Source organism: Telluria sp. RT2P19 (genome assembly GCF_059685725.1).
On record NZ_JCASIL010000007.1, the window covers coordinates 161,207 to 182,275 of the forward strand.

General features: G+C 67.0%; 22 protein-coding genes. 14 read left to right on the forward strand and 8 right to left on the reverse strand.

Annotation, left to right across the window (positions count from 1 at the left end):
• Positions 1-19: 19 nt before the first annotated feature.
• The gene (locus tag AC56KW_RS11345) at positions 20-349 is read left to right on the forward strand and encodes a hypothetical protein (protein ID WP_497170837.1); all 330 of its coding nucleotides are present in this window, start codon (positions 20-22) and stop codon (positions 347-349) included.
• A gap of 12 nt (positions 350-361) precedes the next feature.
• Here AC56KW_RS11345 and rpoD read toward each other — a convergent pair whose 3' ends face one another.
• Positions 362-3,076: an RNA polymerase sigma factor RpoD gene (rpoD, locus tag AC56KW_RS11350; RefSeq protein WP_497170838.1), complete on the reverse strand. Its 2,715-nt coding sequence runs from the start codon at positions 3,074-3,076 to the stop codon at positions 362-364.
• 570 nt (positions 3,077-3,646) lie between these two features.
• Between rpoD and AC56KW_RS11355 the strand changes: the two genes are divergently transcribed.
• The 4 genes from AC56KW_RS11355 (at position 3,647) to AC56KW_RS11370 (ending at position 6,839) form a co-directional block, all read left to right on the forward strand.
• Complete coding sequence (locus AC56KW_RS11355) at positions 3,647-4,162, forward strand: ProQ/FINO family protein (protein ID WP_497170839.1); 516 nt, start codon at positions 3,647-3,649, stop codon at positions 4,160-4,162.
• Entirely contained in the window at positions 4,159-4,764 is a 606-nt protein-coding gene (locus tag AC56KW_RS11360; RefSeq protein ID WP_497170840.1) for a 3'-5' exonuclease, read from the forward strand. The genes AC56KW_RS11355 and AC56KW_RS11360 overlap by 4 nt, the downstream gene beginning before the upstream one ends.
• A gap of 90 nt (positions 4,765-4,854) precedes the next feature.
• Complete coding sequence (locus AC56KW_RS11365; protein WP_497170841.1) at positions 4,855-5,574, forward strand: c-type cytochrome; 720 nt, start codon at positions 4,855-4,857, stop codon at positions 5,572-5,574.
• On the forward strand, positions 5,571-6,839 hold the full coding sequence (locus AC56KW_RS11370; RefSeq protein WP_497170842.1) for a c-type cytochrome: 1,269 nt from the start codon (positions 5,571-5,573) through the stop codon (positions 6,837-6,839). The genes AC56KW_RS11365 and AC56KW_RS11370 overlap by 4 nt, the downstream gene beginning before the upstream one ends.
• A 1-nt stretch (position 6,840) precedes the next feature.
• Here the strand turns inward: AC56KW_RS11370 and AC56KW_RS11375 are convergent, their stop codons facing one another.
• From AC56KW_RS11375 to AC56KW_RS11395, 5 genes are all read right to left on the reverse strand, one after another.
• Positions 6,841-7,365, reverse strand: a complete 525-nt coding sequence (locus AC56KW_RS11375) for a hypothetical protein (protein ID WP_497170843.1) — start codon at positions 7,363-7,365, stop codon at positions 6,841-6,843.
• Positions 7,362-7,607 (reverse strand): helix-turn-helix transcriptional regulator, encoded by a 246-nt coding sequence (locus AC56KW_RS11380; protein ID WP_497170844.1) that lies wholly within the window; start codon positions 7,605-7,607, stop codon positions 7,362-7,364. The genes AC56KW_RS11375 and AC56KW_RS11380 overlap by 4 nt, the downstream gene beginning before the upstream one ends.
• A 101-nt stretch (positions 7,608-7,708) precedes the next feature.
• Positions 7,709-8,878 carry a GGDEF domain-containing protein gene (locus AC56KW_RS11385; protein WP_497170845.1) on the reverse strand — a complete coding sequence of 390 codons (1,170 nt, stop codon included), beginning with the start codon at positions 8,876-8,878 and terminating at the stop codon, positions 7,709-7,711.
• A 70-nt stretch (positions 8,879-8,948) separates the two neighbouring features.
• Positions 8,949-10,070, reverse strand: coding sequence for a type IV pilus twitching motility protein PilT (locus tag AC56KW_RS11390; protein ID WP_497170846.1), 1,122 nt, complete (start codon positions 10,068-10,070; stop codon positions 8,949-8,951).
• 69 nt (positions 10,071-10,139) lie between these two features.
• Positions 10,140-10,622, reverse strand: coding sequence for a DMT family transporter (locus AC56KW_RS11395; protein WP_497170847.1), 483 nt, complete (start codon positions 10,620-10,622; stop codon positions 10,140-10,142).
• Positions 10,623-10,801: 179 nt separating this feature from the next.
• Here AC56KW_RS11395 and AC56KW_RS11400 point away from each other — a divergent pair, with 179 nt between their 5' ends.
• The gene (locus AC56KW_RS11400; RefSeq protein WP_497170848.1) at positions 10,802-11,578 is read left to right on the forward strand and encodes a head GIN domain-containing protein; all 777 of its coding nucleotides are present in this window, start codon (positions 10,802-10,804) and stop codon (positions 11,576-11,578) included.
• Positions 11,579-11,599: 21 nt separating this feature from the next.
• Here AC56KW_RS11400 and AC56KW_RS11405 read toward each other — a convergent pair whose 3' ends face one another.
• Positions 11,600-12,142 carry a YaeQ family protein gene (locus AC56KW_RS11405; RefSeq protein ID WP_497170849.1) on the reverse strand — a complete coding sequence of 181 codons (543 nt, stop codon included), beginning with the start codon at positions 12,140-12,142 and terminating at the stop codon, positions 11,600-11,602.
• Positions 12,143-12,259: 117 nt separating this feature from the next.
• Between AC56KW_RS11405 and AC56KW_RS11410 the strand changes: the two genes are divergently transcribed.
• From AC56KW_RS11410 to AC56KW_RS11425, 4 genes are all read left to right on the forward strand, one after another.
• A complete protein-coding gene (locus AC56KW_RS11410; protein WP_497170850.1) occupies positions 12,260-13,291 on the forward strand; it encodes an NADP-dependent oxidoreductase in 1,032 nt (343 codons plus the stop codon).
• A 203-nt stretch (positions 13,292-13,494) separates the two neighbouring features.
• Positions 13,495-13,737, forward strand: coding sequence for a hypothetical protein (locus AC56KW_RS11415; protein WP_497170851.1), 243 nt, complete (start codon positions 13,495-13,497; stop codon positions 13,735-13,737).
• 150 nt (positions 13,738-13,887) lie between these two features.
• Entirely contained in the window at positions 13,888-14,226 is a 339-nt protein-coding gene (locus AC56KW_RS11420; protein ID WP_497170852.1) for a KGG domain-containing protein, read from the forward strand.
• Between the two features lie 79 nt (positions 14,227-14,305).
• Entirely contained in the window at positions 14,306-14,821 is a 516-nt protein-coding gene (locus tag AC56KW_RS11425; RefSeq protein ID WP_497170853.1) for a YgjP-like metallopeptidase domain-containing protein, read from the forward strand.
• On the opposite strand, the gene AC56KW_RS11430 is transcribed toward AC56KW_RS11425, so the two are convergent.
• Positions 14,818-15,210: a hypothetical protein gene (locus AC56KW_RS11430; protein ID WP_497170854.1), complete on the reverse strand. Its 393-nt coding sequence runs from the start codon at positions 15,208-15,210 to the stop codon at positions 14,818-14,820. The two genes, AC56KW_RS11425 and AC56KW_RS11430, sit on opposite strands and share 4 nt — an antisense overlap.
• Before the next feature lie 260 nt (positions 15,211-15,470).
• Here AC56KW_RS11430 and AC56KW_RS11435 point away from each other — a divergent pair, with 260 nt between their 5' ends.
• Genes AC56KW_RS11435 through AC56KW_RS11450 form a run of 4 tightly spaced genes read left to right on the forward strand, consistent with a single transcriptional unit; the run spans position 15,471 to position 21,010 of the window.
• Positions 15,471-16,739: a hypothetical protein gene (locus tag AC56KW_RS11435; RefSeq protein ID WP_497170855.1), complete on the forward strand. Its 1,269-nt coding sequence runs from the start codon at positions 15,471-15,473 to the stop codon at positions 16,737-16,739.
• The gene (locus AC56KW_RS11440; protein WP_497170856.1) at positions 16,739-17,185 is read left to right on the forward strand and encodes a phosphate ABC transporter substrate-binding protein; all 447 of its coding nucleotides are present in this window, start codon (positions 16,739-16,741) and stop codon (positions 17,183-17,185) included. Before AC56KW_RS11435 ends, AC56KW_RS11440 begins: the two co-directional genes overlap by 1 nt.
• Before the next feature lie 7 nt (positions 17,186-17,192).
• Positions 17,193-19,907, forward strand: a complete 2,715-nt coding sequence (locus tag AC56KW_RS11445; protein ID WP_497170857.1) for a bifunctional diguanylate cyclase/phosphodiesterase — start codon at positions 17,193-17,195, stop codon at positions 19,905-19,907.
• Positions 19,904-21,010, forward strand: coding sequence for a diguanylate cyclase (locus AC56KW_RS11450; RefSeq protein ID WP_497170858.1), 1,107 nt, complete (start codon positions 19,904-19,906; stop codon positions 21,008-21,010). Before AC56KW_RS11445 ends, AC56KW_RS11450 begins: the two co-directional genes overlap by 4 nt.
• The last annotated feature ends 59 nt before the right edge of the window (positions 21,011-21,069 follow it).

A 21,069-nucleotide genomic window follows, 5' to 3' on the forward strand; every position in this document is an offset into this window, starting at 1 on the left:
TGGATGTCATGCCGCCAGCGTGGGCGGCTCCACCGCCCGCGCGTTCAAATCACAGTGGCGTCGTGGCAATGCGTTCAAATCACTGGCGCGTCGTGGCAATGTGTTCAAAGCACTGGCGCGTCGTGGCAATGTGTTCAAATCACCGGCGCGTTGTGGCAATGTGTTCAAATCACTGGCGCGTTGCGGCAATGTGTTCAAATCACGGGCGCGTTGTGGCAATGCACATGGTGGCTGGACGCGTGGGCGGGAAACCCGCCCACCCTACATCGATCAGGGTGATTCGCAGCACACCAGCAGCGCCCGTAAAAAAAGCCGCCCGGCGCACACCGGGCGGCTTTTTCATATCTGAACGACCGGCGAATTACTGGTTATGCAGGAAGGTCTTCAGTTTGTCCGAGCGCGACGGCTGGCGCAGCTTGCTCATCGCCTTGGCTTCGATCTGGCGGATCCGCTCGCGGGTCACGTCGAACTGCTTGCCCACTTCTTCCAGCGTGTGGTCGTTCGACATCTCGACGCCATAACGCATGCGCAGCACCTTCGCTTCGCGCGGGGTCAGCGAGTCCAGCACTTCCTTGATCACGTTGCGCATCGACGCGTGCAGCGCGGCGTCCAACGGGGCCAGGGTCGCGTTGTCCTCGATGAAATCGCCCAGCTGCGAATCGCCGTCCTCGCCCATCGGGGTTTCCATCGAAATCGGTTCCTTCGCGATCTTCATGATCTCGCGGACCTTATTCTCCGGCATCTCCATCTTGGCGGCCAGCGTCGGCAGGTCCGGCTCGCTGCCGGTTTCCTGCATGATCTGGCGCGAAATGCGGTTCATCTTGTTGATCGTCTCGATCATGTGCACCGGCACGCGGATCGTGCGCGCCATGTCGGCGATCGAACGCGTGATCGCCTGACGGATCCACCAGGTCGCATAGGTCGAGAATTTATAACCGCGGCGGTATTCGAACTTGTCGACCGCCTTCAGCAGGCCGATATTGCCTTCCTGGATCAGGTCCAGGAACTGCAGGCCGCGGTTGATGTACTTCTTCGCGATCGAGATCACCAGGCGCAGGTTGGCCACCGTCATTTCGCGCTTGGCCTGGCGCGCGCGCTTCTCGCCCGCCGCCATCTGCTTGTTGATCTTGCGCAGGTCGGCCAGCGGCAGCGCCACGCGCGCCTGCAGGTCGATCATGCGCTGCTGCAGCTCCTTGATCGCCGGCAGGTTACGGCTCAGCACCGCGCTGTACGGATAAGCGCAATCGACTTCGCGGTCACCCCATTGCAGGTCGGTCTCGTTGCCAGGGAACACCTTGATGAAGTGCGCGCGCGGCATGCCGCAGCGGTTCACGCAGATGTCCAGCACGGCGCGCTCGATCGAACGCACTTCGTCCATCTGGCCGCGCAGCGTGTCGCACAGCTTCTCGACCACCTTGGCGGTGAAGCGGATGCCCAGCAGCTCGTACGAGATCACGGCCTGCGCGTCCTCGTAGGCGGCCGAACCGTAGCCGTCGTTCTTGAACGCGTGCCCCATCAGGTCGAACTGCTGCTCGATCAGCGCGAACTTCTCCAGCGCGCCCTTGCGCAACTGGGCCAGCTGCTCGGCCGAGTAGCCGGCCGCGGCGCCGCCGGCGTTGCCGCCATCGCCTTCCTCTTCCTCTTCCTCGACTTCTTCCTCTTCCTCTTCGTCCTCATCGGCCGAGGCAGCCGCGTGGGCCACCGACGCGGCGGGCGCCGGGGTGTCGTTCAGGTCGACGAAGCCGTCCACCACGTCATCGATCTTCAACTCGTCGCTGGCGATCTTGTGCGACAGCGCGATGATTTCCGAGATCGTGATCGGGCATGCCGAGATGGCCTGGACCATGTCCTTCAGGCCCTGCTCGATGCGCTTGGCGATCTCGATCTCGCCTTCGCGGGTCAGGAGCGAGACCGCGCCCATTTCGCGCATGTACATGCGGACCGGGTCGGTGGTGCGGCCGAAGTCCGAGTCGACCGTCGACAGCGCGGTCGCGGCGGCGGCTTCGACTTCGTCTTCGCTGGTCGGGGTCACGGCCTGGTCCGACAGCAGCATCATCTCGGCTTCAGGGGCGCGCTCGTAGACCGCGATGCCCATGTCGTTGAAGGTCGCGATGATGCCTTCGATCGCTTCCGGATCGATGATGTTTTCCGGCAGGTGGTCGTTGATCTCGGCATGGGTCAGGTAGCCACGCTCCTTGCCCATATTGATCAGGTTCTTCAGCTGCTGGCGGCGCTTTTCGAGTTCGGCTTCCGAGAAACCGGCCTCGTTCAGCAGGCCCAGGCCCTTGGCCTTGCGCTCGCGCGCCTTGGACGCCGCCTTCATTTCGGCGCGTTCGACCGCGTTCAGCGCCGCGACTTCGTCGTTCTCGGGCACGAACTCGCTTGGCTTACGGCCGCGGCGGCCCGGGACCTTCACCTGCGGCAGCAGGTAGCCCGAGGTATCGATCGCGGCCAGGGCGGCGGCGTCGGTGGTCTTGCTGACCGCGCCGACGGCGCTCACCGGCACCGCCGCGCCCGTTTCGACGCGGCGCACGGCGCGGGTGCGCACGACTTTCGGCGCTTCCTCGACGGCCGGGTCTTCCTGGGCCGCGACTGGCGCGACGGCGACCGCGGCTTCCGGCTCGGCCGCCTTCAGGGCGGCCAGCTTGCCGCGCTTGCGCACGATCACGGGCGTCACGGCCGGCTTGGCCTGCGCCTGCAGGTATTCGGCGGCCAGGTCGATGCCGGCGTCGACGTCGTCAGCGGCGGCGGCTTCTGGCTGCGCGGCAGGGGCGGCTTCGGCAACGACTTGCCCGACCGCTTCGGCGATCGGGGTCGCGCCAGCCTCGGCGGGAGCTTCTTCGACGACTGGCGCGGCGACCGGCTCATCCACCACCGGACCACCGGCGGCCAGGATGGCGTCGGCCTGGGCCTTCAGCGTGGCCAGGCGCGAGCGGGTCTTGACCACCGTCACCTTGGCCGCCGCTTCCGTTTCGAGGAAGTAGGAGGTCGCGGTTTTCGGCACTGCCAGCGGTGCCGAAGCCTTGGCCGGCGCTTTTTTCGCTGTCAGTGTCAATGTCTTGGCGGTGTTTTTCATACTTAAAACTCTCCAGTCGAGGCCAGTTGCGCGCCTGCGAAGTCAATAATCCAGCGAGACCCGTATGCGGATCCTGGGAAAAGGGGGAACGGAAGTGGCCCTACCTAAGGGCGGACATGCCAGACTTCAAGCACGACTTACCTGGCTTTGCGCGCGCCGACATGATTCGGGGCTGCGGACAGAGAGGCGATGGTCGATGTTCAAGATCGTGCTGTGCATGTCGGAACGAAAAAAAGCCCGCTAACACGGGCTTGCATCTATTTTTCTAGAAGAATAGGGGAAGGAGCTATTATGCCCCAATGCAAGTTTTGCTGATAATTGATAGATCCGATAAGGGATATACACAATTCACATAGCGCCGCCCTGGCACGCCCCCCGCTCAAGCTTCCGGGAAGGTCTGCGCCGGCGCAAGCCGGACTCAAGGCAAGAGGCGGATCATACACGATTTCACGCGCCGACGCCTCTTCCTGCTGCAAGTTTCCCAACATTTATAATTGGTGATTGGAACTAGTACAATGCGCGCCTTGGCGCCGTGCTATCCTTCGCAATCCCGTTCTTACCATGAAGTCAATGAATACCAATACCCCTGCAGAGTCCGTCGACACCAATGCCATCCCGGAAACCCCGGAAGCGCAGCAGCCGCAAGAAGCAACGCCGGCCGCGGCCACGCCGGCAGCGGCGCCAGCCCCAGGCCTGTCGGCACGTTCGCTGCTCAAACAACTCCAGCAGGAGTATCCCGCCTTCCGCGACTGCCTGCCGCTGTCGATCGGCATCGACAAGCAGCTGCTCGCGCGCATGCCGGGCCTGGACAAGAAGGTGATGCGCGCCGCCCTCGGCATCCACACCGGCTCGATGCGCTACCTGCGCGCGATGGAAAAAGCCAAGGTGCGCCATGACCTGGACGGCACCGCCGGCGCCGAAGTGCCCGAAGCACACCGCCTGCACGCCAAGGAACAGCTGCAGCAGCGCTTCAAGAAGGAGGCCGACCGCAAGAAGGCCGAACGCGAAGCGGCCGCAGAAGAAGAAAACAACCGCAAGCGCCAGGAAAAACTGCAGGCGCTGGCGTCCAAGTTTTCCAAGAATTGAAGACAGCCCTGGACGTGGCCGAGGGCGATCTGCCGCCTTACGTCGGCATCGACCTGGCCGATGTGCGCCTGGTGCGCAGCGAGCAGGACGCGCGCGAGGCGCTGGCCGACCTGATGAAAGCCGACGCGATCGGCTTTGACACCGAGTCCAAGCCGACCTTCGCCAAGGGCGAGGTCTCGACCGGGCCGCACCTGGTGCAGCTCGCGACCATCGGCACCGCCTGGCTGTTCCAGACCGCGACCCCGGCCGCCAATGCGCTGGCCATCACCGTGCTGAAGCCCGTGCTCGAGGATGAGCGCGTGCTGAAGGTCGGCTTTGGCCTGGGCGACGACGTGCGGCGCCTGAAATCGAAGTTCGGCATCGAGCTGCGCAATGTGCTCGACCTGTCGACCGCCCTGCGCCGGCGCGGCGAGCGCAATCCGCTCGGCGCGAAGAGCGCCGTCGAGCGCTTTTTGGGCCAGCGCCTGCAAAAATCCAAGCGCATCACCACCACCAATTGGGCCCTGCCCCGGCTGTCGGACAAGCAGCTGCAGTATGCGGCCGATGACGCGCATGCGGCCTTGAAGATCTACCGCTACTGGAAGGCGAATCCGCCAGCCTGACCCGCGCCGGGCAGGCTCGCACTAAAAGAGGGAGTTCCAGCTCAGCAATCCGCGATATCATGCCAGCATCGTCGATGTCGGTGGGAGCCCATGAGATTGCCTAGCCTTCGCCTGTCCCTCGCTGCGCTCGCCGGCCTGCTCTCCTGCACGGCCATGGCGGCGCCGCAGACCGTTCCCGACACGCTCGACCAGCGCCTGCTGGCCTGCGCCAGCTGCCATGCGCGGGTCGATGCGCGCGGCAAGCCGGTCAACGACAGCTTCTATCCGCGACTGCAGGGCAAGCCGGCCGGCTACCTGTACCACCAGCTGCTCAACTTCCGCGACGGCCGGCGCCAGTATCCCCTGATGACCTACCTGGTCGACCACCTTCCCGACGATTACCTGCGCGAGATCGCGCAGCACTTCGCGGCCAAGGCGCCGACGCTGCTGCCGGCGCAGCCCTCCGGCTTGCCGGGCGCGACCCTCGAGCGAGGTCGCCAACTGGTGCATGACGGCGACGCAGCGCGCAAGATCCCGGCCTGCATCGCTTGCCACGGCGCGCGCCTGACCGGCGTGCAGCCGAACATCCCGGGCCTGCTCGGCCTGCCGCGCGACTATGTCAATGCGCAGTTCGGCGCCTGGCGCAACAAGGTGCGGCGCGCGCATGCGCCGGACTGCATGGCCGACGTCACCGCACGCCTGTCGCTGGAAGACGTGGCGGCCGTCTCCGGCTGGCTGGCGGCCCAACCGATGCCGGCCGATCCGCGGCCGGCCGACGCCATCGTGCGGCCCTTGCCGCTGGCCTGCGGCAGCGATCCGGAGGCGCGATGAAAACGCTGCACATCGCCTTACTCGCCATCCTTGTCATGGTGCTGGCCGCCGTGGTCCTGGCCTGGCCGCGCGCCGAGCATATTCCTTCCCGCTCGCCGCAGGCCTATGCGGGAACGAGCGCCAATATCGAACGCGGCGCCTACCTGGCGCGCGCCGGCGACTGCATCGCCTGCCACACGGCGCGCGGCGGGGTCGCCTATGCCGGCGGCCGCGCGCTCGAGACGCCTTTCGGGCGTTTCTACGGGCCAAACCTCACGCCCGACAAGGAGACCGGCATCGGCGACTGGAGCGCGGATGACTTCTGGAACGCCCTGCATAACGGCATCGCCAGGGATGGCCGCCTGCTGTATCCGGCCTTTCCCTACACGAACTACACCAAGGTCACGCGCGACGATTCCGACGCGCTGTTCGCCTATTTTCGCAGCCTGGCGCCGCAGCGCCAGCCGAACCGGGCGCACGAACTGGGCTTCCCGTATGACAGTCAAGCGCTGCTGGCCGGCTGGCGCCTGCTGTACTTCAAGCCCGGCGTGCACGAGACGCAGCCGGCGCGCGGCGCAGAATGGAATCGTGGCGCCTATCTGGTCGAGGGCCTGGGGCATTGCAGCGCCTGTCATAGCACACGCAACCGGTTTGGCGCGAACCAGGACGGGCTCGATGGCGGCCTGATTGCCACGCTGGGCTGGTATGCGCCGTCGCTCACGTCCGGCAGCGAGGCCGGCCTGGGCGAGTGGGACAAGGAACACATCGTGGCGCTGCTCGGTACCGGCATCTCGCCGCGCGGCTCGGCCACCGGGCCGATGGCCGAGGTGGTGGCGCGCAGCCTGCAGCACCTGACGCAGGACGACCTGGGGGCCATGGCGAGCTACCTGAAGTCGCTCCCGGCGACACCGGCGCCAACGCCGGAGCGCTCGCCGCCGGCGCAGGAACAGGTGCTGGCCGAGGGCCGTCGCATCTACGAGGCCCGGTGCGCGCAATGCCATGGCGACGATGGCCGCGGCAAGCTGCCCGCCTATCCGCCGCTGGCGGGCAACCGCGCGGTGACCCTGACGCCGGCCGTGAATGCGGTCCGCATGACCGCCAACGGCGGCTTCCCGCCCGGCACCAAGGGCAATCCGCGGCCGTACGGGATGCCGCCTTTCGGCCATGAACTGGACGACGCCCAGGTGGCCGCGGTGCTGAGCTGGATCCGCACCAGCTGGGGCAACGCGGCACCGCCTGTCAGCGCCGCCGAGGTCAACCGCTACCGCGCGATCACGGCCGACTGAGTCACGCTTCGCCGTCGAAGAGCATGGGTGACTTCCAGCTCGCGTGGAGCGTGGGAAGGCTGACAAACCACGTCATATTGCCCATGAAAAGGGCAAAGGCGACACCCGCGGTACGCTCGACCGGCCATCCTTGCCACACTGCGGCCACCAGCAGGACGGGACCGGTGATGATATTGGCGATGGCCAGAAGCGCCAGGCTGAAGAAGAGTGCGTTCTTGCGCAGCGCGGCCTCGCGTTCGTCGTCATGGATGGCCGACTTGCCCAGGGGGCCGTTGAGCGCGATGGCGGTGGCCGCCGCCATCATGGCAGCGGCAACGCCGTACACCGTACCAGGCAGGGAAAACGCGATCGCGGCCATGACGAGGCCAGCGCCGGACGCCATCGGCAGCAGCGGCAGCCAGCGCAATGGCCGGTGCCGCCGATCGCCGGCATCGGCGGACATATCGTGTCGCACCTGTTCGGACGCCCTGGTCCACCAGACCAAGGCATCCATTTTCTGCAGCGCCGTCTTGTGCCTGGTACTCATCGATCCTCTCCTGCACGCTTCAATGTCATGGCGATCGATTCGAAACGCCGGAACGAAAACAGCATCTCGATACTGGTGCCAAGGTGCTGCGCGATCTTCATCGCCAGTTCCAGGCTGGGTTTGTAGTCCCCCCGCTCCAGGCAGCCAATGGTCTGGTCATTGACGCCGACCGCGTCGGCCAGGTCGCGCCGCGATATGCCACGCTCGGTTCGAAACACGGCAATCCTGTTGTGTAGCGTCACTCGCTTATCCCATCCACCCCAAAGTATTGTGATTACACAACATATCGATGCGCAGGTCAAACAGGACCGCCGGCTGGCGTGGACGGCTGCCAGGCGCGGTACTATGCGCTGCGCAGCACGGCGCTGGCCAGGGTGCGGCCGCGTCCCTGCGACTTCGCCTCGTACAGCGCAACGTCCGCGCGCTGGAGCATGATGTCGATGGTGTCCGTGTCGTATGAGCGCATATCGACGCCGGCGCTGTACGACAGCGCGAATCCGAGCGCCGGGGGCGAGTGCCGCGCCAGCCAGTGACGCAGGCGTTCGTCGTACGCCATCACCGAGGCCGGGTCGGCGGCGTTGAGCAGCACGCAGAATTCCTCGCCACCATAACGGCAGAATACGTCGCCGGCCCGGCTGACGGAGCGCAGGGCGCTGACGAACAGCTGCAGCGCGCGGTCGCCGACGGCGTGGCCGTGCGTATCGTTGATCTGCTTGAAATGGTCGAGATCGAGCAACAACAGGCCCAGCGGCTGCCTGTAGCGTACGCTGCTCGCCAGGTCGACGCTGGCCTGCTGCATCCAGGCGCGGCGATTCAAGGCTCCCGTAAGACCGTCCAGCATGGCCAGCCGTTCCAGCTCGCGCGCCGCCTCGTCGCGGTGCGCCAGGAGGATCGCCACCACCGACAGCACCATCATGGCGTTTGACGACAGGGCAAACACCTGGTTGACCAGGTAGGGACCGAAGAAACTCGGGAACTCGTCGGTGTAGAACGCACCGAGCACCGCGCGGCAGGCGAGCACCAGCATCTGGATCGACAGGCAGATGACCAGCAGCCATCGCCAGCGTCCGACCGGCACCTGGAGCGGCCGGCATAGCGTCAACACCACGGTGGCGATCTGCAAGGCCAGCAGGCCGTTGGCCCAGCCCACCCGGAACGCGTAGTCGGAATAACCGATGCCATAGCCGGCGGTCATCACCGCGGCGATGGCGCTCGGCACGCGCACGGATGCCTTCTGGCCGCACCACAGCTGGAAAGCGAATGCGTTGAACGCCATGCCGCTCGACACGCAGCCCATCGAGAGGGTCGACAGCAGGTGGTCGGCCCAGCCACCCCGCTCGAAGGCACTCGACGACAGCAGGCAGATCCACCCCGCCGTCTGCAGCATGATCCCGGTTTGCGCGCAGCGCGCAGCGTGGTTTACCCGCCCCATGAAATACGGCAGGGCGAACGCCATGATCGCCAGGTTGAGCGTCATGGCGATGAACAGGGAAGGTACGTCGATCCTGAGCACTGACTACACTCTCGAAAACAAGTCCGGGAACGACGCCGTGCTCAGAAGCGGGCCGGCGAGACCTGGCCGCTCACACCATATCCGCAAAAGCCACGCGATCGGTGGTTGCATTGCGCGCATCCTCGACCCGCACCTTGTGCGCTGCCAGCAGCGCCTCGAGCGAGGCATTCATCGTATGGCAACCGGCATCGAGCCCTTTGTTCATGTGCGCGCGAATGCCGCCCAGGTCGCCGCTTTCGAGCATGCGCACGACCGCGGGACCCGGCGTCAGGCATTCGGTCGCCAGGTAATAGCGGTTGCCCTCGACCGACGGCAGCAGGGCCTGGCACAGGACGCCGCGCAAGGCATGCGCGAGCGCCTGCGCCTGCGCATCCGAATTCCCGAGCAGGCGCAGCATCTTTTGCAGCCCCAGCTCGGTCGAGCGCGCATGCAGCGTTGCCAGCACCAGCGGTCCCGACTCGGCCAGGGCCAGCGCTTCCTGCGCCGTCTGCGCGTCGCGGATCTCCCCGATCACGATCACATCCGGCCGTTCGCGCAGCGCGTCCAGCGCGCCAAGGTAGTAACTCTCGACGTCGCCGTCCTCGCCCACTTCGCGCTGGGTGATGATGCACCTGCGCTGCGGGATCAGGGTCTCGACCGGATCCTCGATGGTGATGATGTGGCCGGAGCGCCGGCGGTTGATCTCATCGAGGATCGAGGCGATGGTGGTCGACTTGCCCTGGCAGGTGTCGCCGATGATCAGCACCAGGCCGCTGGTGAGCAGCGCGAACTCGCGCTCGTCGTCCCACAGGCCCAGTTCGGACATGGCGATCGGCTCCTTCGGAAACCGTCGGATCACGCAGCCGATGCGCTTGCCGCCCTGGAAGCGGAAGCAGTTGGCACGGATGCGCGCCGTGTGCAGGTCGATCGAGCGGTCGAAGGCGCGCGAGGCGATGCGCTGCGGCCAGTTGGGTTCGATCACGTCGAAGAATTCTTCCAGCTCTTCCTTCGTGATCGGCGAATCGGTCACCGCCACCAGGCCTTTCGGCTGGCGCAGCATCAGCGGGCTGTTCTGGTGGATGATGATGTCCGAGAACACCAGTTTCGAATTGAGCAGGTGCAGGATCTGCTGCACCAGGGTCTCGAACACCGGGTGGTCTTCGTTTTCGATGTACGAAAGGGTCGGGATCTGCGAGGACTGGTGGAATTCCATCTGGTGCAATCGAAAGAACGCGTTCCAGTCATTATAAAACTGAAATATTGCACCAAAGTAAAAATATAATCAGCGTGTCAAACTCGCAACAATGCGGTCGCCAAACACCGTGATCGTCACGCCCAGCGCCACCACCAGCGCGCCGACCAGGCGCACCGGCGAGACTTCACGTTTCGCCATATTGATCAGCCCGAAATGGTCGATCGCCATCGAACTGAGCAGCTGACCAAGGATGACCAGCACCACCAGGGTCAGCAGGCCGATGCGCGGCGCCAGGAACACGGTGCCGAGCACGAAGGCGGCGCCCATGAAGCCGCCCAGGAATTTCCACGCCGGCTGGGATGGCAGCGCGGTCAGGGTCGTCCCCAGGCCGGATACGCCGCCCTTGGCCAGCGCCATCACCAGCAGCGCCACCGTACCGCAACTGAACGAGATCAGCGCGGCCATCACGGAATTGGCGCCGATCGAATGGGCCAGCTGGCTGTTCACCGCGGCCTGCGCCGACATCGCGATGCCGATGCAGAACGCCGCCGCCAATAAAATCAGGTTCATATGCCTGCCCTTACCAAAAAACGCACGATTCTAGTGCATTGTGCGCCAACGCGTCGGTCAGGCCAGTCGCATGCTCATGCACTTCATTCCCGGCAGCCTGCAGTCCGTCGCAAACGCCGTGAGCGGGCGCACGGCCACGGCTACGATGGAGGCATCAAAGGCTACCCAGGAGACCATCCATGAATACCCACGCTTTCAAGCCGTCCGCCGTCGCCCGCGGCCTGCTGCTGGCCGCCATCCTTGCCGCCGTCGCCGCGCCGACGCCGGCCATGGCCTGGCCCTTCGGCGGCGAGCAGGTCGAAGGCAGCGGCAGCGTGACGCGCCAGACACGCCAGGTCGAGCGCTTCACCGGCATCGCGCTCGACCTGCCGGCCCAGCTCGAGCTGCGCATGGGCAATACCGAAGGCATCACGATCGAGACCGACGACAACCTGCAGCGCCTGATCGAGACCGAGGTCGATGATGGCGTGCTGCGCATCCGTCCCAGCAAGCGCAATCTGAACCTGCGCGCGCGCACCATGAAGATCGTCGTCAATGCGCGCCAGATCGAGCGCCTGTCGCTGGGCGGCTCGGGCAGCATCGACGCCGACGCCTTGCGCGCCTCCACCTTGCGCATCAACCTGGGCGGCTCGGGCAAGATCCGGATCGCGAGCCTGGACGCCGAGCGCGTCTCGGTCAGCGTCGGCGGCAGCGGCGACTTGCGCGCCAACGGCGGCAAGGCGCGCGACGTGTCGGTGTCGATCGGGGGTTCCGGCAATGTCGACCTGGGCAAGGTCGCGGCCGACAGCGCCAGCGTCAGCGTGGCCGGTTCGGGCGACGTGACGGTGTGGGCCAGGAACGAGCTGAGCATGTCAGTCGCTGGTTCGGGCGACGTCAACTACTATGGCGACCCACAGCTGCGCCGCTCGGTGGCCGGTTCGGGCGAGGCGCGCCGGCTGGGCAGCGCCCCGAACTGATGGGTGAAGGCGCGGCGTCTGCTACAGGGCGCCGCGCACCGCTTCGCGCTCGACCTGCACCGTGTCGGCGCCGTCGGTCAGCCACACCTGGCCGTCCTGGATGGTGCACTGCAGCTGCATCGAGCGCTGCGCCATCTTTTGCAGCTGCGCGCTGATCTCGGCCGGGATGTTGATCACGCTGACGTTCTTCGCGCGCTCGATCTTGTTGGCCAGCCCCTTGAACCAGATGCTGCTGGTCGCGCTATAGCTGTACACCACCACCTTCCCAGCGCGGCCGGCGGCCTTCAGCAGGCGTTTCTCGTCCGGCTGGCCAACCTCGATCCACGTGTCAATCGCCCCCGTCAGGTCTTTCAGCCACAGCGCCGGCTCCTCGACGTCGAACAAGTCCTTGCCGTAGGCGAGCGCGGGGTCGGCGTGCAGGGCGAAGGCCAGCAGGCGGATCATCACGCGTTCGTCGGTCTCGGACGGATGCCGGGCGATGGTCAGGCTGTGTTCCTGGTAATAGTTTCGGTCCATGTCGGCGATCGACAGTTCGGCCTTGTAGATGGTCGCTTTGAGAGCCATTATTGCGTGCGCTTAGAGGTTGCTGTTGGATGAAAACCCGCTATTGTCGCATGCGGGGCGACTGCCGGGCTGCCGGCCGGTATAGACTTGCCGATCAACCCGAACATGGAGACCGCGATGACCAATGCTTTCCCGCCGAACCAGCAATTCTTGCTCGCCGCCCGCCCGGTCGGGCTGCCCAGGCGCGAGGACTGGCAGTTCCACGAACAGGCCGTACTTGAACCGGGCGATGGCGAGGTCGTGGTCAAGGTCCTGTACCTGTCGCTCGACCCGGCCATGCGCGGCTGGATGAACGAGGGCAAATCGTATATCCGCCCGGTGGCGATCGGCGAAGTCATGCGCGCCGGCGGCGTGGGCGTGGTGGTGGCCTCGCGCTCGGCGCGCTTCGCCGTGGGTGACCACGTCATGGGCGGCACCGGGATCCAGCGCTACTGGTCCGGCCCGGCCGACGACCAGACCGCCAACCTGGTCAAGATCGACCCGCGGGTCGGGCCCCTGAGCACCTGGCTGAACCTGCTGGGCATGCCCGGCATGACGGCTTACTTCGGTCTGCGCGAGGTGGGCCAGGCCAGGGCCGGCGAGACGGTGGTGGTGTCGGGCGCCGCCGGCGCGGTCGGGATGACGGTGGGCCAGGTGGCCAGGCAAATGGGCTGCCGCGTGGTGGGCATCGCCGGCGGGGCGGAAAAATGCGCTTTCGTGGTCGAGCGCCTCGGCTTCGACGCCTGCATCGACTACAAGGCCGGCAATGTCGGCGCCGCCCTCAAACAGCACTGCCCACAGGGCGTGGACGTCTATTTCGACAATGTCGGCGGCGAGATCCTCGACACGGTCCTCACCCGCATCAACATGAAGGCCCGGATCGTGATCTGCGGCGCGATCTCGCAGTACAACGTGACGGAACCGGTCAAGGGGCCGGCCAACTACCTGGCGCTGCTGGTGAACCGCGCGCGCATGGAAGGCATGATCGTGTTCGACTATGCGGCGCGCTATCCCGAGGCCGTGGCCCAGCTCGGAGAGTGGCTCGGTGCCGGCGCGATCCAGAGCCATGAACATGTCGTGGAGGGCTTCGAGCAGTTCCCGCAGGCGCTCCTGATGCTGTTCGAAGGCCGCAACCTGGGCAAGCTGGTGCTGAAAGTGGCCGATGCCTAGAACTTAACCTTGGCGACATGGTCGTATAGGGCCGGGGCGCCCGCCCTGCCCGACATGGAGCCGGCCATGCTGTCCCCCTTCGACCACCTGTTTCACCACCCGGCGCTGCAGGCCAGTTCGATAACGGGCTGGCGACCCAGCTCGATGCGCAGATCAGCCTGCTGGCGACGCTGTCGCAGCGCAGCCATGCACTGCTGGCGCGCTTGAGCGAACTGAACCTGCAGATGACGCGCCACTTCGTCGAGACCGCGCTCGATACCGGCCGCCAGCTCGGCGCCTGCACCGAGCCCCTGCAACTGGCTCCCACCATCATCCACGGCTGGCAGCCGTTGGGCGAACACCTGCGCGTCTACCAGCAAGGTTTGATGGGCGTGGTGGCCGAAGCACAGACCGGCCTCGGCCACGCCGCCGCACCGGCGCCGCCGACCCTGAAACGTCCCGACTGACAACGCCGGGGCACGGCCTGCAAACAGGGCGGAACTAACGCTCACCACGTTTCTCTAAACGCACGAGCGCAGCCTGAGATGACTCCAAGTGCGTTCATGCATAGCGTACGGCTTCTACAACCAATAGCCCACGGGCACAAGGAGATCGACATGGCAACCAGCAAGGAGAACGGAGGAAAGAGCAGTCAGGATAGTGCCCAGAAGAGCGGGCCACCCACCAAGCGCGGCTTCGCGGCGATGGACCAGAACCAGCAGCGTGAAATCGCCAGCAAGGGTGGGCAGGCGGCCCACCAGAAAGGCACGGCGCATGAATTCGATTCCGAAGAAGCGCGCCGCGCCGGCCAGAAAGGCGGCGAAGCCGTGAGCCGCAACCGGGCCCACATGGCCGACATCGGCCGCAAGGGTGGCGAGAGCCGCCAGTCGGCCCAGCGCGCGGCGGCAGCTGCAGCGGCGCAGAAGGGCAACCGCCAGGGAGAGACCGAAGGCTGATGCGCCGCACGCGGGCGGGTGCGCCATGCCTGCGCCGCACTCGCGCGGCGGGTCCGCCCTGTGGTACATTGCCGGGCTTATGCCTACCCTGAAATACCTGACCGCCTACCCGGAGCCCCTGCAAGCCCAGGTCAGCGGCCTGATCGAACAAAACCGCCTCGGCGACACCCTGCGGCGGCGCTATCAAGAGCCGCACGGCATCCGTACCGACCGCGCGCTGTATGACTATGTGCAAGACCTCAAGGACGACTACCTGCGCCAGGCCGCGCCGGTGTCCAAGGTCGCCTTCGACAGCAAGATCCAGGTGATCCAGCACGCACTGGGCCTGCACACGGCCATATCGCGGGTGCAGGGTTCACGCCTGAAAGCCAAGCACGAGATCCGCATCGCCAGCCTGTTCCGCGACGCGCCGCTGCCGTTCCTGCGCATGATCGCCGTGCACGAACTGGCGCACCTGAAAGAGAAGGAACACGACAAGGCCTTCTACAAATTGTGCTGCTGGATGGAGCCGCAATATCACCAGCTCGAGTTCGACGTGCGCCTGTACCTGACCTGGCTCGACCTGGCGGGCGAGCGCCTCTGGAGCGGCGACTAGCGCTGGTTCGCCGGCACGGCCGGCGCCGGCGGCTGGCGCAGCCCTGTGCCTCCCTCGGCGTCCGACCGCACGGCGCAGCTGCGCGTGCAACGCTGCAGCGCGCTGTCGCAGGCATGAAGGCGCGCCATCCGGCGTCCGTTATCGCCGGCGGCGTCCAGCGCGCGGTTTGCCTGGCGCGGTACCTCTCCCTGGGCGGTGCGGGCCAGCCGATTGCGGGATTCAGGCGCAGCCGCCGCCAGCCGCTCTGCCAGCGGCTGCGCCTGGGCGCCGGCCCGGCATGCGCGTTGTTCAGAGGCGCACATCGCGCTGCAAAACGCCGGATCGGCGGCCAGCGCGGGATGGGCTGCAACCAGGATGGCGAGGAGGATCGCCAGGACAGGACCTTTCATATTGCTCCTTCGAGACATCATCGCGGCATGCGACGGCAATGCCATCCTGCCATCCTACCTGAATCCAGATTGCCTGTTTCAGGTACGACGCTCACGGCTGCACCACCCCGATGTTGCCCATTAACAACGAACGTTTCGTTTTGGATAATTTCTGACCACCAGTCACTCGACTTCGCGAACCTGTTCCGATACAGTCTGGACACTCGGAATTGCCGTCATCCCGACGCTCCCCTGGCCTCGCAGCCACAATCCCACATTACATGGTTCAGCAATACATTCCCAGGCGCTTGCCTGTCGCGTTCGCTACGTGCGTCCTCGTTTTCCTGCCCTTTCGCGCCAGCGGCGCCGAAGCGCCGGACGCACCGCCCCCGCCCCCGCCCGCGTGGAAGCTGTCCGGCTTCGGTACGCTGGGCGCGGTGCATGCGAATACGCGCAGCGCCGACTTCACTGCATCGGTGCTGCGCGCCAATGGCGCCGGCCACACGCGCGCCTGGAGTCCCGCCGTCGACACCCGCCTCGGCGCCCAGCTCGACGTCAATCTCGGCGCCTGGTCAGGCGTGCTGCAAGTGATCAGCGAGCAGCGGCTCGACGGCAGCTACCGACCGCAATTCGAATGGGCTAACCTCAACTACCAGCTCACGCCAGATCTCGCCGTACGCGCCGGACGCATCGCGCTGCCGGTATTCCTGGGCGCCGAATCGCGCAAGGTCGGCTATACCATTCCCTGGGTGCGCACGCCGGTCGAGGTCTACGGCTCGCTGCCGATTTCCAGCAGCGACGGCCTGGACGCCACCTGGCGCTGGACCACGGGCCAGGTGCTGCACGCCACCCAGGTGTTCACCGGCCGCACCGACCAGGACCTGCACAACGGACTGCGCATCAAGGCCGACAACATCGTCGGCCTGTCGCACAGTATCGAGCACGGCGCCCTCGGCGTGCGCCTGTCGGCCGCCGGTGGACGCCTGAACACCGCCATCGGCAGCGAGCTGTTCGCGGTCTTGCCCGCCTTCGGCCCGGCCGGGGATGCACTGGTCGCACGCTACGCCATCCGCGACAAGCACGTCTCGATGGTCAGCGCCGGCATGAGCTATGACCCCGGCGCCTGGTTCGTGACCGCCGAGGGCGGCCGCACCCGCACCGACTCCCTGCTGGGCGGCGGCACCTCGGTGTACATCGGCGCCGGCCTGCGCCATGGCGCACTCACGCCCTACATCGGTTACGCCCAGGTACGCGCCGACGTCCCGACCCGCGATCCCGGCCTGCCGCTGGATGGCTTGCCGCCGCCGCTGGCCTACGCCGCCGCCCAGGTCAATGCCGGCATCAACGACATCCTGGCCACGATCCCGGCGCAGTCGACCTGGAGCGCCGGCCTGCGTTGGGACGCGGCGACCAATGTCGCGCTCAAGCTGCAGCTCGAGCGGGTTCGTCCGCGTAACGGCACGCGCGGCGCCCTGATCAACACGCAGCCCGATTTCCGCCCCGACCATGCGCTGCATGTCGGTAGCGTCGCCCTGGACTTCGTGTTCTGATGCGCGCCCTTTTGCCCTCTCGTTCTGCTCTGCGCTGCCTCGTCGTCGCCGCCATCCTGAGCATCGCCGCCGCCAACGCTCGTGCCGAGCTGGTGGTGGTGGTCTCGAGCCGCAGCCAGGTCGCGGCGATCGGCGCCGGCCAGGTGGCTGCGATCTTCCTCGGCCACGCCAGCCGCTTCCCGGACGGCACGCCGGCGGTCGCCGTCGACCAGCCGCTCGGCACGCCCCAGCGCGACGATTTCTATCGCGAGCTGACCGGCAAGAGCCCGGCCCTGCTCAAGGCGCACTGGTCGAAGATGGTGTTCACCGGTCGCGGCCAGCCGCCACGCGAAGCCGGCGGCGATGCCGGCGTGCGCCGCCTGGTGGCCGAGAATCCGTCAATGATCGGCTACATCGACCGCAGTGCGCTCGACGCCTCGGTACGCGCGGTGCTGGCGCTGCCATGAGGATGCCATGAACTCCCTCGCCCCTGCCATCACGACAGCCTTTCCGGCGTCGGCCCGGCTGCCGGCGCGCCGCGCGGGCGCGCGCTGGCTCGCGCTGGCGCTTGAGACCCATATCTCGCTGCCGCTGTTTGCCCTGCTCCTGCTCGGCGCCATCTGGTTCGGGACGCTGCACGCGATCGAGGCCGAGCGCCGCACCGCGAGCGCCGCCGCGCGCGACGCCACCCGCGAACTGCTCGAGACCTACGAGGCGCAGATGGCCCGCAGCCTGAGCAATATCGACCAGAGCCTGCGCGTGCTGAAATACGCGGCCGAGCAGAACGGCGCGACCGGCGCCATTCCCGCGCTGGCCGCCAAGGGCCTGCTGCCCCCCGGCCTGGTGTTCCAGGTCGAGATCACCGACCGCCATGGCCGGGTGGTGGCCGGCAATCCTGGCACCAGCGCGCGCGATTTGTCGGGCGCCAGCTATTTCGAATTCCACCGCCGGCTCCGTCACGACCTGCCTTACGTCAGCCAGGCCATCGTCCATCCCGGATCATCCGAGCCCCACCTGCATTTCACGCGCCGCATCGACGACGCCGCCGGCCAGTTCGCCGGCGTGGCCGTGGTCGCGGTCGACCCGGCCTACTTCACCAGCTCCTACGAACGCTCGCGCCAGGGCGAGCGGGGCCTGCTCGGCCTGGTCGGTCTCGATGGCGTGGTGCGCGCGCTGCGCATCGGCGAACAGGTGTCCTGGGGCCAGGCGTACACGCCCGGCGCGACCGACATGATCGCGCTGCGCGCCTGCCGTATCGATGGCGAGATGCGCTACACCAGCAGCCGGCCGCTGGGCGGTTTCCCGCTGCTGGTGGTGACCGGCCTGTCCGAGGCCGAGCAAATGGCCCAGTTTCGCCAGCGGCAGCGCGCTTGGCTGCTCGGCGCCAGCGCCGGCAGCGCGCTGCTGGTGGCCGTGGTGATCCTGGTCAGCGCCTGGTCGTGGCAACTGGCCAAGGCGCGCCGGCGCGAACGGCTGGCCCAGGAAACCTATGCCGCCGCCTCCGAGGCCAGCCCGGACGCCTTCTTCGTCCTGCAGAGCATCTTCGACAAGCACGGCGCCCTGGCCGACTTCACCATCGTCACCACCAACAGCCGCGCCGAGCAGCTCACCGGCCTGCGCAAGGAGCAGCTCGCGGGGCAGCGCCTGTCGCGAATGCTGCCTGCGGCCTTCGGCCGCGGCATCTTCGACGACCTGGCGGCGGTGGCGCTGGACGGCTCTGCGCGCGAAGCCGAATGGCTGGCGCAGGCGCTGCCACTGGGCGAGCGCTGGCTGCACCGCCAGGCGGTGGCGGTCGAGGGCGGCGTGGTGGCGATCGTCCGCGACATCACCGAGCGCAGGCTGGCCGAGGAGCGCATCCGCCACCTGGCCCACCATGACGACCTGACCGGCCTGCCCAACCGCAGCCTGCTGCGCGAGCGCCTGGAGCGGGCGATCAAGGCCGCTGCCGCCGATGGCGGCGCGGTCGGCCTGGCCTTCATCGACCTCGACGGCTTCAAGCTGGTCAACGACTCGCTCGGCCACAATGCCGGCGACGAATTGCTGAAAGTGGTCGGCACGCGCATGGCGCGCTGCCTGCGCGCGAGCGACACCCTGGCGCGCTTCGGCGGCGACGAGTTCGTGATCCTGCTGCCGGGCCTGCCGGACGAGCCGGGAATGATCGCGCCGCTCCTTGAACGGGTGCGCGAGGCGGTCACCGAGCCGGTGCTGGTCGCGGACCAGGAAGTACAGGTCAGCTGCAGCATGGGCGTGGCCTTCTATCCGCGCGATGGGGTCGACGCCAATGCCCTCATGATGCATGCCGACGTCGCCATGTACCGCGCCAAGGAACTGGGCAACAACAATGTCCAGTTCTACGATAGCGAGATGAACGCCAGCGTCGACGAGAAGCTGGTGCTGCTGGAGGGCCTGCGCGCCGCTCTGGACAGCTGCGCCGAAGGTTATCCGGGGCCCTGTCAGTTCGAGCTGCTGTACCAGCCCAAGGTCGACCTGCGTTCCGGCAGCCTGTTCGGGGTCGAGGCGCTGATCCGCTGGCACCATCCGGAGCAGGGGCTCATCTCGCCCCTGCGCTTCATCGGCCTGGCCGAGGAGAGCGGCCTGATTGTCCCGATCGGCGAGTGGGTGCTGCGTAGCGCCTGCATCCAGGCGGCCTCCTGGCGCGCCGCCGGTCTGCCGCCGGTCAGCATGTCGGTCAATGTTTCGGCGCGCCAGTTCGAGGACCGGCGGCTGGTCGAGCGCATTACCGACGCCCTGCGCGCGAGCGGCCTGCCGCCGGACAGGCTCGAGCTCGAGGTGACCGAGAGCCTGATCATGCGCGACCTGGGCCGCTCGATCGACAAGATGCGCGAGTTGAAGGCGATGGGAGTGTCGCTCTCGATCGACGACTTCGGCACCGGCTACTCCAGCCTGTCGGCGCTGAAGTCGTTCCCGATCAGCCGCCTGAAGCTCGACAAGTCGTTCGTGGCCGACCTGGCCGACAGCGCCGATGACCAGGCGATCGCGCTGGCCGTGATCTCGCTCGGCCATAAGCTCCACCTGCGCGTGGTCGCCGAAGGCGTAGAGACCGAGCAGCAGCGCGATTTCCTGCGCGCCCACGACTGCGACGAGATGCAAGGCTATCTGTTCAGCCGTCCGCTGCCGGCGCACAGCCTCGCGCTCCTGCTGGCCGACAGCCACGGAGTCGTCGCGTGAAGCCGGTGCGCGTCACGACCCGCGCCCTGCTCGGCGCAGAACCCGCCCTGCGGCGCATGCTCAGTTACTGGATCGCCACCTCGCTGCTGTATTTGGCCGGCATCCTGCTGCTGGCCTGCCAGGTGCGCTGGGGCCATGCCCCGCGCGGACCGGCCCTGGTACTGGGCGGCGCGGCGGTCGCCGGCACCCTCGCCTCCTATGTCCTGATCCGCTTCAGCGCCGCCCTCGGCCTGGCCCCCGGCATGCTGGTCATGCTGCAGTCGCTGTTCGCGATCGGCTGCGGCATGGCGTCGTATGCGATCGCCGGGCCGGTGCGCGCCGCGCTGCTGTGCATGACGGTGATGATCATCGCCTTCTGCGCCGTGGCCCTGCGCCCGCGCCAGACGCTGTTCGTCTCGGCCGCGGTGCTGGCTGGGCTGGGCGGCGTGATGTGGTGGCTGCAGGCGATGGATCCACTGCGCCATCCGCCCGAGGTCGAGGCCATGAACTTCGGCTACCTGTCGGCAGCGCTGCTGTCCACGGCCCTGCTGTCGAGCGAGATGACCAAGCTGCGCCTGCGCCTGCGCATGAAGCACAAGAAACGCGAACTGGAGCAGGCCCTCGAGACCATCCGCACCCTGGCCACGGTCGACGACCTGACCGCACTGGCCAACCGCCGCCACATGAACGAGCTCCTGAGCGCCGAAGAACGGCGCCAGCCCGGCGGCGGGGGCAGTTGCGTGGCCCTGCTCGACATCGACTTCTTCAAGCAGGTCAACGACCGCCACGGCCACGCGCTGGGCGACGCGGTACTGCGCGAGTTCGCCGTCGCCGCGCGCGGCGCGCTGCGCGCCAATGACACGCTGGCGCGCTGGGGCGGCGAGGAATTCCTGCTGCTCTTGCCCGACGCCGCGTCGCACGACGCGCGCCAGGTGCTCGAGCGCATGGCCGACAGCGTGCACGGCTTGCGGGTCGAGGGGCTCGACCGGGAGCGCCGCATCAGCTTCTCGGCCGGCCTGGCCGAGCGGCGCATCGGCGAGCCGTTCACCGAGGCGATCAGCCGCGCCGACAAGGCGCTGTACCGGGCCAAGGCGTCGGGGCGGGACCGGATCGAGGTGGCCTGAGGGCGGCGCGGTGGGCGGCTTACGCTCCACGAATCCAACTGCGCTAGAATCCAGGAACC